The 14868-nt window shown below is 59.2% G+C and carries 16 protein-coding genes; 9 read left to right on the top strand and 7 right to left on the bottom strand.

The features are described 5' to 3' along the window. Nucleotides 1-106: 106 nt before the first annotated feature. From BFP93_RS22740 to BFP93_RS22750, 3 genes are all read left to right on the top strand, one after another. Complete coding sequence (locus BFP93_RS22740) at nucleotides 107-544, top strand: hypothetical protein (RefSeq protein WP_065895026.1); 438 nt, start codon at nucleotides 107-109, stop codon at nucleotides 542-544. A 182-nt stretch (nucleotides 545-726) separates the two neighbouring features. Further along, nucleotides 727-2142 carry an MFS transporter gene (locus BFP93_RS22745; protein WP_065895027.1) on the top strand — a complete coding sequence of 472 codons (1416 nt, stop codon included), beginning with the start codon at nucleotides 727-729 and terminating at the stop codon, nucleotides 2140-2142. Between the two features lie 133 nt (nucleotides 2143-2275). Further along, nucleotides 2276-2746, top strand: coding sequence for a hypothetical protein (locus BFP93_RS22750; protein ID WP_065887711.1), 471 nt, complete (start codon nucleotides 2276-2278; stop codon nucleotides 2744-2746). Nucleotides 2747-2814: 68 nt separating this feature from the next. Here the strand turns inward: BFP93_RS22750 and BFP93_RS22755 are convergent, their stop codons facing one another. Then, nucleotides 2815-3741: an aliphatic sulfonate ABC transporter substrate-binding protein gene (locus tag BFP93_RS22755; RefSeq protein ID WP_065895028.1), complete on the bottom strand. Its 927-nt coding sequence runs from the start codon at nucleotides 3739-3741 to the stop codon at nucleotides 2815-2817. 184 nt (nucleotides 3742-3925) lie between these two features. Between BFP93_RS22755 and BFP93_RS22760 the strand changes: the two genes are divergently transcribed. Then, a complete protein-coding gene (locus BFP93_RS22760) occupies nucleotides 3926-4357 on the top strand; it encodes a GNAT family N-acetyltransferase (protein ID WP_065895141.1) in 432 nt (143 codons plus the stop codon). Between the two features lie 108 nt (nucleotides 4358-4465). Here BFP93_RS22760 and def read toward each other — a convergent pair whose 3' ends face one another. From def to BFP93_RS22775, 3 genes are all read right to left on the bottom strand, one after another. Further along, nucleotides 4466-5005 (bottom strand): peptide deformylase, encoded by a 540-nt coding sequence (gene def, locus BFP93_RS22765; RefSeq protein WP_065895029.1) that lies wholly within the window; start codon nucleotides 5003-5005, stop codon nucleotides 4466-4468. Next, nucleotides 5002-5955: a YihY/virulence factor BrkB family protein gene (locus BFP93_RS22770; protein WP_065895030.1), complete on the bottom strand. Its 954-nt coding sequence runs from the start codon at nucleotides 5953-5955 to the stop codon at nucleotides 5002-5004. The genes def and BFP93_RS22770 overlap by 4 nt, the downstream gene beginning before the upstream one ends. A 181-nt stretch (nucleotides 5956-6136) precedes the next feature. Then, nucleotides 6137-6322, bottom strand: a complete 186-nt coding sequence (locus BFP93_RS22775; protein WP_065895031.1) for a CsbD family protein — start codon at nucleotides 6320-6322, stop codon at nucleotides 6137-6139. A 200-nt stretch (nucleotides 6323-6522) separates the two neighbouring features. On the opposite strand from BFP93_RS22775, the gene BFP93_RS22780 reads away from it, so the two are divergent. After that, nucleotides 6523-6900 carry a hypothetical protein gene (locus tag BFP93_RS22780; protein ID WP_065895032.1) on the top strand — a complete coding sequence of 126 codons (378 nt, stop codon included), beginning with the start codon at nucleotides 6523-6525 and terminating at the stop codon, nucleotides 6898-6900. Nucleotides 6901-7032: 132 nt separating this feature from the next. Here BFP93_RS22780 and fadD1 read toward each other — a convergent pair whose 3' ends face one another. Further along, nucleotides 7033-8724 (bottom strand): long-chain-fatty-acid--CoA ligase FadD1, encoded by a 1692-nt coding sequence (gene fadD1 / locus BFP93_RS22785; RefSeq protein WP_065887701.1) that lies wholly within the window; start codon nucleotides 8722-8724, stop codon nucleotides 7033-7035. Nucleotides 8725-9113: 389 nt separating this feature from the next. Beyond that, entirely contained in the window at nucleotides 9114-10802 is a 1689-nt protein-coding gene (gene fadD2, locus BFP93_RS22790; RefSeq protein ID WP_065895033.1) for a long-chain-fatty-acid--CoA ligase FadD2, read from the bottom strand. Nucleotides 10803-11015: 213 nt separating this feature from the next. Between fadD2 and BFP93_RS22795 the strand changes: the two genes are divergently transcribed. Then, nucleotides 11016-11960 (top strand): alpha/beta hydrolase, encoded by a 945-nt coding sequence (locus BFP93_RS22795; protein ID WP_065895034.1) that lies wholly within the window; start codon nucleotides 11016-11018, stop codon nucleotides 11958-11960. A gap of 57 nt (nucleotides 11961-12017) precedes the next feature. Next, the gene (locus BFP93_RS22800; RefSeq protein WP_034115694.1) at nucleotides 12018-12488 is read left to right on the top strand and encodes a MaoC family dehydratase; all 471 of its coding nucleotides are present in this window, start codon (nucleotides 12018-12020) and stop codon (nucleotides 12486-12488) included. A gap of 130 nt (nucleotides 12489-12618) precedes the next feature. Here BFP93_RS22800 and BFP93_RS22805 read toward each other — a convergent pair whose 3' ends face one another. Next, nucleotides 12619-13086, bottom strand: a complete 468-nt coding sequence (locus BFP93_RS22805; RefSeq protein WP_065895035.1) for a ferritin-like domain-containing protein — start codon at nucleotides 13084-13086, stop codon at nucleotides 12619-12621. 205 nt (nucleotides 13087-13291) lie between these two features. Here BFP93_RS22805 and BFP93_RS22810 point away from each other — a divergent pair, with 205 nt between their 5' ends. Both BFP93_RS22810 and BFP93_RS22815 read left to right on the top strand, forming a co-directional pair. Next, nucleotides 13292-13528, top strand: a complete 237-nt coding sequence (locus BFP93_RS22810; RefSeq protein ID WP_065895142.1) for a DUF3820 family protein — start codon at nucleotides 13292-13294, stop codon at nucleotides 13526-13528. 18 nt (nucleotides 13529-13546) lie between these two features. Continuing rightward, the gene (locus BFP93_RS22815; RefSeq protein WP_065895036.1) at nucleotides 13547-14722 is read left to right on the top strand and encodes an aminotransferase class V-fold PLP-dependent enzyme; all 1176 of its coding nucleotides are present in this window, start codon (nucleotides 13547-13549) and stop codon (nucleotides 14720-14722) included. The last annotated feature ends 146 nt before the right edge of the window (nucleotides 14723-14868 follow it).

Consider the following 14868-nt stretch of genomic DNA (forward strand, 5'->3'; position numbering starts at 1 on the left):
GCGCTATACCTGTCAGATTTGACAGTAGATCTGGTTTTTCTCTTCGCTTATTCATATCGGGCGGCACTGACAACCCATTGCTCCCCTTTGAATACGGAAAAAACAAATGACTAACATACTGGGCCCAAACGATAAAATCTCGGGAACTGTTTCCGGATGGTCTGTCCCCTTTCAGACGAGCTTTGTCGCTCATTTAAATGGAGAGGCCGGCTTTAATTCGACCGTCGGAATCATGACGGACCACGCATTGCTCAAAATCAGCATTGACCAGGATATTCGCTCAGGCGAGACCTACGCGATTGGTGCAACGGATACCGATCATAAGGTAAGGCTGGAATTTGATGATACGCGCGCGGGTAATCAGGGTACTTATTTTGCAAGCCGGGGAGAATTCACCGTCTTGCAATTACAGGACGGTGTCCTGACTGCAAAATTTCACTTCGAGGCTGAAACGAGAGGTCGCCGCGTGCAGCAAATGAGCTTCTCATCTGGCGCTTTTACGGTAGAGAACTTCAAGCATGTGCGGGCAGCCTCTTCCTCCTAAGAAAGCGTGACTCAAGGTCCGCTGTTTTACTGTGCATGAGCCCAATCGACGGCCATTATTGGTCGTCGATGAAACCCGCACGCAATAAATCGCCAAAACAGCGGCTTTCGCCCTACATTGCACAATTGCTCACTGTCAGTTGCAGGTTAAGATTCCAGCTCACTGCTTCTGGAACTTCTCCCATGCCCAACCTCAGCGCCGCTGCCACCGACGGCATCAACCCGACCCGCGCCGCCCACATCAGCGCGCGCATCGACCGCCTGCCCGCAGTCGCCAGCATCTGGCGCCTGGTGGCATTGCTGTCGATCGGCGGTTTCTTCGAGCTGTATGACCTGTTCCAAACGGCCTATATCAGCCCAGGCCTGATCAGCGACGGGATATTCCACACCGGCAGCGCGGGCGCGTTTGGCTTCTCTGACCAGGCCGCATTCGCCTCGGCCACGTTTCTCGGCCTGTTCCTCGGTGCCAGCCTGCTCAGCCCCTTCGCCGACCGTTTCGGGCGCCGGGCGATCTTCACCTTTGCGTTGATCTGGTACACCGTCGCCACGGTGTTGATGGGCATCCAGACGTCGGCCGTGGGCATTATCTGCATGCGCTTTCTGGTGGGCATTGGCCTGGGCATCGAGCTGGTGACGATTGACGCCTACCTGTCGGAACTGGTGCCCAAGCGCATGCGCAGTTCGGCGTTTGCCTTTGCGTTTTTCATCCAGTTCCTGTCGGTACCGGCGGTGGCGCTGATGTCGTGGTGGCTGGTGCCCCAGGCACCGTTCGGCATCTCCGGTTGGCGCTGGGTGGTGCTCAGCAGTGCGGTGTTCGCGCTGTTTATCTGGCAACTGCGCAAGCGCCTGCCGGAGTCACCGCGCTGGCTGGCACAGAAAGGTCGTTTCGAGGAAGCCGGCGCGATCATGGACAACCTGGAGGCGCGCTGCCTGAAGGATCACGGCAAACCCCTGGCTGCGCCGGAGCCGGAGGCTGTCAGCGTGCAGGGCAGCGGCCGTTTCGCCGATATCTGGCAGCCGCCCTACCGTCGCCGCGCCTTGATGCTGATCGTGTTCCACGTGTTCCAGGCGATTGGTTTCTTCGGCTTTGGCAACTGGCTGCCGGCCTTGCTGTCGGGCCAGGGCGTCAGTGTGACCCACAGTCTGCTCTATGCCTTTATCATCACCCTCGCCTACCCGCTGGGCCCGTTGCTGTTCGTCAAGGTCGCCAACCGTTTTGAAAACAAATGGCAGATCGTCGGCTCGGCCATGGGCGCGGTGATCTTCGGCAGCCTGTTCGCCCTGCAAACCACGGCGGTAGGGCTGATTTTCTGCGGGGTGATGATCACCTTCTGCAATGCCTGGCTGAGCTTCAGCTATCACTCGTATCAGAGCGAGTTGTTCCCCACCAATATCCGCGCGCGGGCGGTTGGGTTCTGTTATTCGTTCAGCCGCTTGTCCACGGTGTTCAGCAGCCTGCTGATCGGCTTTATCCTCGAGCACCTGGGCACGCCGGGCGTGCTGGCGTTTATCGCCAGCAGCATGTTGATCGTGATGATTACCATCAGTTGGTTCGGGCCGCGTACGCGTAACCTGGCGTTGGAGCATATCGCCCACTGACGGCAACAGTTGGCCGTCGGCGGGACAGTGTTTGCCGCGACGGCGGCCTCTACCCCAGTAAAAACGCGCACCCTGCGCCCGGCATGCTAATTGCTCCAGCTGTCACACCGCATATTTGCACAGGTGAACGATCATGCTGGTTAACACCAACACCCAAGCCGTTTCGACGGTTCAACAGATCAAGCGGCCCGACATGGACCCGGCCAATGCCGCCGCCAGCGCGTTGTACAGCGGCGCCCTGCAGGGTGCGCAGCCAGGTACGGCGATGCCGGCCGCGCAGAAGGAGCTGGACAAGGCGGGCGACCGCATCGACGAAGCGTTCGCCAAGACTCGCGTGCAGCTGCAGACCACAGCACCGACCTCGGGGGCGCGGGCTGAATTCACCGAGTACATGAGCAAATCCCCGGCCGAACGCATCCGCGAACAGTTGCTCAAGGAGCAGGGGATGACCGAGGAGCAAGTGCAGGCCCTGCCGCAGGAAAGGCAAGACGCCATTGCCAGCCAAGTGGCGGAGCGCTTGAAGGAGCAGCAACAGCAGCAGGTAGCGGCGAAGACGGCTGCTCCACAAACCCAGGCACTGAAAGACACCCTGGCAGCCATCTAAGCCACACCGCTGAACAAGAAATGTGGGAGGAGGCAAGCCCCCTCCCACACTTTGAACTCAGCCTGGGCTTATGGACCTTTGAACACAACCTGCTGCACCTCGATCTTTTTCGGGATCAGGCCATTGGCGAAAAACAGGTCGGCGGTGCCTTGCTGAGTGGCGATGTCGCCCCCCTGCAGCGGCCGGATCGGCGCCGGCGAGCGGTGCTCGAAGTAGCTTTTGACCACGGCCGGTTGCAGGCCCAGGGTCTTGGCCATCAGCGTGATGCTGTCCTCGGGCTGGGCCAGCGACAGACGCTGCGCCTTGCCGAGGGTCTGGATGATGGTGGCGATGGCCTGGGGGTTTTGCCGGGCAAACGCGCCGCTGGTCACGAAGAAGCTGCCCGCTGGATTGAGGCCTTCACCGGTGCCCAACACACGGGCGGCACCGTCGACCACGGCGGCCGAGTAATACGGGTCCCACACGACCCAGGCGTCCACCTTGCCCTGCTCGAAGGCGGCGCGGCCGTCGGACGGCGACAGGTACACCACGTTCACATCCTTCCACTGCAAGCCGGCGCGCAGCAGGCTCTTGAGGAACAGGTTGTGCGCGCTGGAACCCTTGAGCAGGGCCACACGCTTGCCCTTGAGTTCGGCCACGCTCTGAATCGTACTGGCTTTGGGCACGAGCACGGCTTCGGTCTTGCCATCATTGGGCTCGACGGCAATGTACTGCAACTCGATACCGGCGGCCTGGGCGAAAATGGGCGGGATGTCACCGATATTGCCGATGTCCAGGCTGCCGGCGTTCAGCGCCTCGATCAGCGGCGGGCCACCGAGGAACTCGGTCCACTGCACCTGTGTGCCGGGCAGCGCGGCTTCGAAGAGCTTGTGCTCACGGGCGAGCACCATGCTCACCGAGCTTTTCTGATAGCCAATGCGCAGGGTGGAGGGATCGGCGGCCAGCACGTTGGCAGCGAACAGCGAAAGAACGGCAACAACAATTATTTTCAGCATAAGAGCGCTTCCTTGGCCTTGGCGGCGGGTGCAGGTTGGGAGCGATCCTAACAAGCCCTCTTATTCTTTAATAATATTTAAAATTCATCTGATTATAACTTTATGTACTATCAGCGCAGCCATTGTCGGTGCTCCGCCGGCACCGGTTACAATGCGCGCCTTGCCCTTTTCATTTGGTTTGACCATGCACATCGAACGGCTGGCAGCGCCGCTATGGCCGTTGCTGAACAAGTTTTACCGCAACCACAACTCGTCGATGAAGGCGCTCAAGGGCGGGCAGTTGTGGGTGGCCAGAGACGCTGAGATTGTGGCCGGGTTGTGCCTGACACCTGTGGTCGGTGGGCAGTGGCTGACGGGGGTGTTCGTTGACCCGGCCTATCGCGGCCAGGGGCTGGCAGCGCGATTGATCCACCAGGCCGTGGCGGGTGTGGACGGCACGGTCTGGCTGTTGTGCCATCCGGACCTTGAAGGGTTGTACCGGCGTATGGGGTTTTCACAGGACACCGTGCTGCCGCAATCGCTCAGTGAGCGGCTGGTGCGTTACAAGCGCAACAAGCCGATGATCGCGATGGGACTTCAATCACCTGGATGGCTTGCTCCCGATAGCGGTGGTTAGGAGCGAGCTTGCTCGCGAAAAATTCACAGGCACCGCGTTCATTCAGGAAGCACGCGTTATCGTTGACGTTTTTCGCGAGCAAGCTCGCTCCTACAGAGGGCCTGCAGATCATTCGTCGGCGGCTGGGTCCATTTCCGGGAACATCACCTCGATAAACCCGAATTTGCTGAAGTCGGTAATCCGCGACGGGTACAAGCGACCAATCAGGTGGTCGCATTCATGCTGCACCACCCGTGCATGGAAGCCGTCGGCGAAGCGTACGATCGGCTCGCCCTTGGGGTCGAAACCTTCGTAGCGAATCTGCTGGTAACGGTCCACGGCGCCGCGCAGGCCGGGGACGGACAGGCAACCCTCGTAGCCCTCTTCCAGTACCGGGCTGAGCGGGGTGATCAGTGGGTTGATCAGGATGGTCTGCGGTACCGGCGGCGCGTCAGGGTAGCGCTCGCTGGCCTCGAAACCGAAGATCACCAGTTGCAGGTCGACGCCGATCTGCGGCGCGGCCAGGCCGACGCCGCCCACATGCTCCATGGTCTGGAACATGTCATCAATCAGTTGCCACAACTCGGGGCTGTCGAACATTTCCGGCGGTACCGGCGGAGCGATGCGCAGCAGGCGTTCATCGCCCATTTTGAGGATGTCACGGATCATTGTTCAGGCTCGGCGAGGGGCTTGGAGTGGTCCCGGCCTAGGCCTGAGACATGCTGTTTTTCAGAGGTATGGCCCGGTTCGTCGATTTCCTTCTCGCCGGGGTCCTTGCCCTCGGCGGACATGTGTTCGATCACGGCATTCATCTCCGCACCGAGCAACAACACGGCGGCGGAAATATAGAAGTACAGCAGCAGGACGATGATCGCACCGATACTGCCATACATAGCGTTGTAGTCGGCGAAGGTCTTGACGTAGTAGCCAAAGCCGAGGGAGGCGACGATCCACACCACCACCGCGAGTACGGAACCGGGGGTGATAAAGCGAAACTCCTGTTCCACGTCCGGCATCACGTAGTACATGAGGGCCACGGCAAACATCAGCAGGATCACGATCAGCGGCCAGCGCAGGATCGTCCACAGGGTGACGACGAACTCCTGCATGCCGATCTGCCCCGCCAGCCACTCCATCACTTGCGGGCCGAGCACCATCAGCGCGGCGGCGGCCAGCAGCATGCCGGCGATGCCGACGGTGTAGAAAATCGACAGCGGAAAACGCTTCCAGATCGGCCGCCCCTCCACCACGTCATACGCCGCGTTCATCGCACTCATCATCAAGCGCACACCGGCGGAGGCGGTCCACAGGGCGATCACGATACCCACCGACAGCAGCCCACCCTTGGATTGCTGCAGTTGGTCGATCACCGGGTTGACCTGCTCCAGGGCCTGGGGCGGCAATACCAGCTCAGACTGCAGGCGCAGCCAGGTGAAAAAGTCCGGCAAGTGCAGGAAACCGATCAAAGCAATCAGGAACAGCAGGAAGGGAAACAGCGAGAACAGCATCTGGTACGCCAGTGCCGAGGCATAGGTGGGCATCTCGTCGTCGACGAATTCGGTGACGGTGCGCACCAGCACCTTGTGCAGCTTGAGACCATCAAGTACCGGAAAAATCATTAGCGTCTCCTTTCGCCGCAAAGAGTTGAAGTCGTGGGCGACTCAGGGGCCGTTTTCTACATCAAAGTAGCCCATTTGGCGACTTTGAAACAATTTCTGAAGTTTAGTTGCGCCAGTACCTGCAAAAACGGCCATCCGTGGATGGCCGTCGGGCTGCTGGAGAGGAGCCAGCCTAGCCGTGTTACTCGGTGGCTTTTTTCACCGCATCCTTGGTCTTGCCAACAGCCTGCTGCGCTTCGCCTTTCTTTTCCTGGATCACGCCTTCAGCACGCAGTTTGTCATTATCGGTAACCTTGCCGACGCCTTGCTTGACGTTACCAACGGCTTCGTTAGCCATGCCTTTTACCTTATCGGAAGTGCTGCCCATGGTATTACTCCTGATAACAATCAAATGGTTTTTGGTCACTACGCTGCGGTTGACTCGACGCCATGCGCCAGAGTTTCAATTATTTTCAGCGGGCATTTCATCGAAAGGGGCAGGTTTGCCTTTATGTTTTGTGGCCAACCCACGAGAATGCCCGGCACATTCAGGCTCACACGCTGAATAACAGATCCCGTAGGAAGGTTATGAAACTCGATAAAGCACAGGCCATCGCCCGCAGAAACCAGGAACTGGGAGGTGCCGTACTCGGCGTCAACAACTGTCATTTCACCGACCTGGACCGCAAACGCAACATCTGGTGGTTCGACCTGCCCGTGGTGCGGATCGGCGTGGGCCAGTACGAGTGGATCCACCTGTTGATGCACAACGCCGACACCGACCAGTTGCTGCACCTGAAGGTGCCGACCCTGTTCCTGCGCGAAAACCTCGAAGGGCTGGTGGTGCGCAATGCCGGAAAACGCAAGCCGGAGATCACCCTGGAACTGAGCGCCGACAAGGACTCGTTCCTCAAGGACGTGCGGCCGGCCGGTGCAGGAATCGGCTTCGCCCAGTTCGCTCTGTAAGAACGCGATCAAAAATGTGGGAGGGGCGGTGCGACGATTCGACTTGCCCCCGATGGCGGTGTGTCAGTCACTCAATGTGTTGACTGAACCACTGCTATCGGGGGGCAAGCCCCCTCCCACATTTGGTTTAAGTTACTTTTTAAGACCGAGCTTCTTCAGTTCTTCATCACGCAATTCACGCCGCAGGATCTTGCCCACGTTGGTGGTCGGCAATGCATCGCGGAACTCAACCGCCCTGGGCACTTTGTAGCCGGTGACATTGGCGCGCATGTGCTCCATCACCTGCTCCTTGGTCAGGGTGGCCCCCGGCTTGACCACAATGAACAGCTTGATGTGCTCCCCGGACTTCTCATCCGGTACGCCGATGGCTGCGCACTGCAACACACCCGGCAGGCCCGCCAGCACATCTTCCAGTTCGTTGGGGTAAACGTTGAAGCCCGAGACCAGGATCATGTCCTTCTTGCGGTCGACAATACGCATGTAGCCATCGGGCTGGATGATCGCGATGTCACCGGTCTTCAGCCAGCCTTCGCTGTCGAGCATCTCGGCGGTGGCGTCTTCACGCTGCCAGTAGCCCTTCATCACTTGCGGGCCCTTGACGCACAGCTCGCCGGTTTCGCCCAGCGCCAGCTCGGTGCCGTCGTCGGCAATAACCTTGCACACGGTGGAAGGCACCGGAATGCCGATGGTGCCGATCTGGATATGCTGGATCGGGTTGACGGTGGCCACCGGGCTGGTTTCGGTCATGCCGTAGCCCTCGCAGATGGCACAACCGGTCACGGCCTTCCAGCGTTCGGCCGCCGCCAGTTGCAGCGCCATGCCGCCGGACAGGGTGACCTTCAGCGCGGAGAAATCCAGCTTGCGGAAACCTTCGTTATTGCACAGCGCCACGAACAGGGTGTTAAGGCCGACAAAGCCGCTGAACTTCCACTTCGACAGTTCCTTGACCATCGCCGGCAGGTCGCGCGGGTTGCTGATCAGGATGTTGTGGTTGCCGATCAGCATCATCGCCATGCAATGAAAGGTGAACGCATAGATGTGATACAGCGGCAGCGGCGTGATCAGGATTTCGCACCCCTCATTGAGGTTGGAGCCCATCAGCGCCTTGCATTGCAGCATGTTGGCGACCAGGTTGCGGTGAGTCAGCATCGCGCCCTTGGCCACCCCGGTGGTGCCGCCGGTGTATTGCAGAACAGCCACATCGCCGCTGGCCGGGTTGGCATCGCTGACCGCCTGGCCGTGCCCCTTGGCCAGCACGTCATTGAACTTGATCGCTTGCGGCAAGTGATACGCCGGGACCATTTTCTTCACGTACTTGATCACGCTGTTGATCAACAGGCGCTTGAACGGCGACAACAGGTCGGCCACTTCGGTCACGATCACGTGCTTGACGGCGGTCTTGGGCACGACTTTTTCAGCCAGGTGCGCCATGTTGGCCAGGCAGACCAGGGCCTTGGCCCCGGAGTCGTTGAATTGATGTTCCATTTCCCGCGCGGTGTACAGCGGGTTGGTGTTGACCACGATCAGCCCGGCACGGATGGCGCCGAATACGGCGACCGGGTACTGCAGGACGTTGGGCAGTTGCACGGCAATTCGATCGCCGGGCTTCAAGTCGGTATGCTGTTGCAGGTAGGCGGCAAATGCGCCGGACAATTCGTACAGTTGACCGTAGGTGATGGTCTTGCCCAGGTTGCTGAAAGCCGGTTTGTTGGCGAAGCGCTGGCAGGACTGCTTCAATACCGCCTGAATATTCGGATACTCGTCTGGATTGATTTGTGCAGCAATCCCGGCGGGGTACTTATCCTTCCAAAAGTCTTCGTTCATGGAAGCCCACTCCTCAGCGACGCGAATTCATCATCGCATTTGATGCGATTATTATTGGTGTGTGTTTTAAGGTGAATCTGGCGCTTTCAAGCAGGCCTAGACGTCACAAAGCGCGCCGAGAGTAGCAGCTTTGCCAAGGCCCGCCTAGAGCCAAAAGAGGGCCCTACAGTCATAAACATGACTCAAGAATATCCAGTGGTCATTTTTAGAGCAAAGATTCTATACCTCTGGAATCCGCTCTGGAATGAGCCATACCGGGCGACAAATAACACATGTGGGAGGGGGCTTGCCCCCGATGGCGGTGTGTCAGTCACTCAATGTGTTGACTGAACCACTGCTATCGGGGGCTAGCCCCCTCCCACATTTTTAATTGCATTTCAATTCAAGGTTCAGGCGATGTCGCGCAGCTCCCGGCGCAGAATCTTGCCTACCGGCGTCATCGGCAGCGAATCCCTGAGCACAATATGCTTGGGCACCTTGTACCCGGTGAAATTGGTCTTGCAGTACGCCTTCAACTCCTCAACGCTCACCCCCTCGGCACGCGCCACCACAAACAGCTTCACCGCCTCCCCGGTACGCTCGTCCGGCACGCCGATCACCGCACAGTTGGCCACGGCCGGATGCGCCATCACCACGTCCTCGATTTCGTTGGGGTACACGTTGAAGCCCGACACGATAATCAGGTCTTTCTTACGGTCCACAATACGGATAAAACCGTCGGCATCGATCACCGCGATATCGCCGGTCTTGAACCAGCCTTCGGCGTCCAGCGCTTCGGCGGTGGCCTGCGGTTGCTGCCAATAGCCCTTCATCACCTGCGGGCCCTTGATGCACAGCTCACCGCGCTCGCCCAGCGGCAGCTCGGTGCCCTCGTCATCGATCACTTTCATGGCCGTGGCCGGCACCGGAATGCCGACGGTGCCCAGTCGCGACTTATTGCCATACGGGTTGGTGCTGGCCACCGGCGAGGTTTCGGTCAGGCCGTAGCCCTCGCCGATCGCACAACCGGTGATGTGCTGCCAGCGCTCGGCGGTGGCCTTGATCAACGCCGTGCCGCCGGAGTTGGTCAGCTTCAGATGGGAAAAGTCCAGGTGCTTGAAGTCCGGGTGGTCCATCAGCGCCACAAACAACGTGTTGAGCCCCAGCAACCCGGTGAAACGCCACTTCTTCAGCTCCTTGATGAAGCCGCCAATGTCCCGCGGGTTGGTGATCAGCACGTTGTGGTTGCCGGATACCATCATGCACATGCAGTTCGCGGTGAATGCATAGATGTGGTACAGCGGCAGCGGCGCAATCATCACCTCCTGCCCTTCCTTGACCAGCGGGTGACCATCGTCGCCGGTCTGGGACATGCACGCCCGCACCTGCTGCATGTTCGCCACCAGGTTGCCGTGGGTGAGCATCGCGCCCTTGGCCAGGCCCGTGGTGCCACCGGTGTATTGCAGCACAGCGATGTCGTCGAGGGTCACCGGATGGCGGGTCACGCCGAGGCCGCCGCCCATGCGCAGGGCGCGCTTGAACGACAGCGCACGCGGCAGGTGGTAGGCCGGGACCATCTTCTTCACCTTATCGACCACTGTGTTGACCAGCCAGCCCTTGGCGGCGGGCATGAAGTCGCCCATCCGGGCTTCGATCAGGTAGTCGATCTCGGTATCGGCACACACCTCCTGAACCCGCGAACCGAACAGATTGAGATAGACCAGCGCGCGCACGCCGGCGTCCTTGAACTGGTGGCGCATTTCACGCGGGGTGTACAAGGGGTTCGTATTGACAACGATCAGCCCAGCGCGCAGTGCGCCAAAAACGGCAATCGGGTAATGCAACACATTGGGCATCTGCACCGCGATGCGCTCGCCGGGCTTGAGGTCGGTGTGCTGTTGCAAGTAACCGGCGAACGCCGCGCTGTGGCGCTCAAGCTCGGCGTAGGTCAGGGTAATGCCCATGTTGCTGAACGCCGGACGGTCGGCAAAGGTCTTGCAGGAGCGCTCGAAAACTTCGATCACCGATGTGTAGCTGGTCAGATCAATGTCATTGGGAACGCCCGCGGCGCGTTTGTCATTCCAGAAATCAGGTTGCATTATTCTTGTCCTCTTTACCTGAACAGGTCCGGCCGCTTTTCTATGCAGCTACAAAGAGCGGAGCTTTGAGGACGTTAGCAGTAATGGCCAAACAGGCAAATACGCTGAACTGTGTCATTGATTGTATGAATCTTGTCGCTAAGGCGCAGGCAGATACCCCGCCCTCGGGCAGATGAGCTATACACTGCAACGACCCTGAGCAAAGGAACCGCCATGAACCACAGCACTTTCTGGCTGACCGCGAATGACCACAGCCGGCTGTTCGTCAATCAATGGATGCCTGACGCGCTCCCCAAGGCCGTGGTGATGCTGTCCCACGGCATGGCCGAGCACAGCGGCCGCTATGCACGCCTGGCCCAGGCGTTGTGCGGCGCCGGCTACGGTTTATATGCGCTGGACCAACGCGGGCATGGCCGCACCGCCGACGAGGGCACCCTGGGGCTGTATGCCGAGAACGATGGCTGGAACAAGGTGGTGGGAGACCTGGCCAGCCTCAACCAGCACATCGGCCAGCAGCATCCGGGGCTGCCGATCATCTTGCTGGGCCACAGCATGGGCAGCTATATCGCCCAGGCGTACCTGCTGCACCACAGCGCCAGCTTGCACGGCGCCATTCTGAGCGGTTCGAATTTCCAGCCGGTGGCGCTGTATCGCGCAGCGCGGCTGATTGCACGTATCGAGCGCGCGCGCCAGGGCCTGCGCGGGCGCAGTGGGTTGATTGATTTTCTGTCATTCGGTTCATTCAACAAGGCGTTCAAACCCAATCGCACCGCCTTCGACTGGCTCAGCCGCGACCCGCTTGAAGTCGACAAGTACATCCATGACCCGCTATGCGGTTTTCGCTGCACCAATCAACTGTGGGTCGACCTGCTCGGCGGCTTGCAGCACATCAGCAAAGCGTCCAATCTCGCGCAGATCGATCCGGGCCTGCCGATTCTGCTGATCGGCGGTGAATGTGATCCGGTGAGTGAAGGCAAGCGTCTCAAGAGCCTGGCCCGCGCCCTGCGTGAGGCCGGCTGCCAGCACCTGCAATTGACACTCTACCCGCAGGCGCGTCATGAGGTGTTCAACGAAACCAACCGCGACGACGTCACCGCGGATGTCCTGACGTGGCTCGAGCACACTCAGGCATTGCGCAGGCCCACCCGCTGCGAATGACTTTGCGTTTAAAATCAGCCGATTAAATTATCGATTAGCCACAGGATGCACGTTTAGATGACCCAGGTAACCAACACCCCCTACGAGGCCCTTGAAGTCGGCCAGACCGCCAGCTTCAGCAAGACCGTCGAAGAACGCGATATCCAGCTGTTCGCCGCCATGTCCGGCGATCACAACCCGGTGCACCTGGATGCCGAATATGCCAAGGCAACCATGTTCAAGGAGCGTATCGCCCACGGCATGTTCAGCGGCGCGCTGATCAGTGCGGCGGTTGCCTGCGAATTGCCTGGGCCGGGCACGATTTATATCGGCCAGCAGATGAGCTTTCAGAAGCCGGTCAAAATCGGCGACACCCTGACGGTGCGCCTGGAAATTCTGGAAAAACTGCCCAAGTTCCGGGTACGCATTGCCACTCGCGTGTTCAACCAGCGTGATGAACTGGTCGTGGATGGCGAAGCGGAGATCCTTGCGCCGCGTAAGCAGCAGGTTGTAACGCTGACCGAACTGCCGCCGATCAGCATCGGCTGACAGGTAGACGAAAGCAAAGCGGGAGGGGGCCTGCTCCCGATTGCAGTGTGTCAGTCATAGAGCTATCGACTGATCCACCGCTATCGGGGGCAAGCCCCCTCCCACATTTTACAGCCTTACAGCACAGGGCTTACGACTGGGCGCGAGCCTGGTTACGCAAGGCTTTGACTTGGTCGTGGTTACGTTGCACGCCGTGATACTGACGCTCAACCAGGTCACGAATGCCCAGCAGGTTGTGCTTATTGATCTTCTCGATCGCTTCCTTATAAGCCTTCAGTGCGTGGTCTTCACCGCGCTCGGCTTCGTTCAGCACGGACTCTTCGTCCTTGCCGGTCACCATGGACTTCACGTCAACCCAACCGCGATGCAGGGCACCGGCCACGCTGCCGGAATCTTCCGGATCGCCACCCAGGGCACGTACGGCGGTTTTCAGCTCGGCGGCAGCAGTGCCGCAATCAACAGAGCGCTTGGCGAACAGCGCTTTGAGTTCAGGGTGCTTGATGTCTTCTGCGCACTCTTTGAAACCTTTCTGACCATCGATGCTGGTCTCGATCAGGTCGTTGAGTACAGAGATCGATTCTTTGTTGATGTCAGTCATTTTTCAATTCCTTGTGTGGATTGATGAAGGTTGCCTTAATGATTGCAGCGCCCGTGCCAGGTCTTGAAAAATTACTTTTGTTAATAAATTCAATAAGTTACGAATAATTGAACCATCTGTATGTATGTTATTTGCATGATCTGTCATTTGGCCTTCATGCAGAATGCCTGTATTTTCGAAGACCCCGCCTTCACTGCTTAACACCATGAACCCCGAAAAACTCGAATTGCTGATCACCCGCCAAATGCCGTTTGGCAAATACAAGGGCCGGATCATCGCCGACCTGCCCGGCCCCTACCTGAACTGGTTCGCTCGCGAGGGATTTCCCTACGGAGAACTGGGCGGCTTGCTGGCACTGATGCAGGAAATCGACCACAACGGCCTGGCCGAATTGCTCGAACCGTTGCGCGTTAAACACGGTAAGCCCGCCCCTCGCCATTAATTAATTGAGCGCCACACCATGCCAAGGAATGCAAACAACGAACCTCACTGGCAGGCCATCGCCCAGCGCTATGCGCTGGAACCGGGCCCGATCAATCTGGAAAACGGTTACTTCGGGCGCATGAGCCGTGCAGTCCAGGCGCAGTACCTGGAGCACGTGGCGTTTATCAACCGCAGCAACTCGGTGTATGTGCGTCAGCGCTTCGAGCAAGGGGAAAATAACCAGATTCGCCGCCAACTGGCCGCGTTGATCAATGCCGACCCCGACTCGGTGGCCTTCACCCGCAACGCCACCGAAGCCTTGCAGTCGCTGATCCGCAACTACAACCGCCTGCAACCGGGCGATCAGGTGCTGATCAGTGATCTGGAGTACGACACAGTCAAAGGCGCGATGCGCTGGCTGGCGGGCGTGCGCGGTGTTGAAGTGATCGAAATTTCCCACACCCACCCGGCCAGCTTCGACAGCCTGGTGCAGACGTATCGCGACGCCTTCGATCAACACCCGCGCCTCAAGCTGATGGCGCTGACCCATGTCACCCACCGTACCGGCCTGGTGATGCCGGTGGCGGCGATTGCCAAGGCTGCACGTGACCAGGGAGTCGACGTGATCCTCGACGGCGCCCACGCCCTGGGCCAGATCGATTTCGACCTTGGCGAACTGGGCATTCAGTTCGCCGGCTTCAACCTGCACAAATGGATTGGCGCACCGCTGACCCTGGGCTTTCTCTACATTGCCCCCGAACGCCTGCCGGATATCGACCCGGACATGGGCGAATTCCACTACCCCGCCACGGATGTGCGGGCACGTACGTCCTACAGCACACCGAACTTTCCGGCACTGATGAGCTTGCCACTGGTGCTTGAAGAACATCGGGAACTGGGCGGCGCGGCGGCCAAGGGTGCCCGGGTCAACCATCTGCGGGACATGTGGGTGAGCCAGGTGCGCGAGTTGCCGGGCATTGAGGTGCTGACCCCGGATGATCCGAGGCTGTATTGCGCGATTACCGCATTCAAGTTCATTGGACGCGATCAGCAGGTGATGGTTGACCGCATGCTCAAGGAGCACGACGTGTTCACCACGACCCGCTCAGGCGCGGCGTTTGGCACCTGTATTCGAGTGACGCCGGGGCTGGTGACGTCAGCGCAGGACATCGATGTGTTGGTCCACTCAATTACCCAACTAAACGCAGATTAAAATGTGGGAGGGGGCTTGCCCCCGATGGCCATAGATATCTTCACAACTCTGTAGCGCCCAACCGTAACCACGATGCGAAGCGAGCCGCTCTTGATCTTGATCTGCTTTTGATCCTAGGCGCCCCGTTAAACCACGCTGGCCGAACG

The organism is Pseudomonas sp. 44 R 15 (genome assembly GCF_900004965.1).
GTDB classification, from domain to species: Bacteria; Pseudomonadota; Gammaproteobacteria; order Pseudomonadales; family Pseudomonadaceae; genus Aquipseudomonas; species Aquipseudomonas orientalis_A.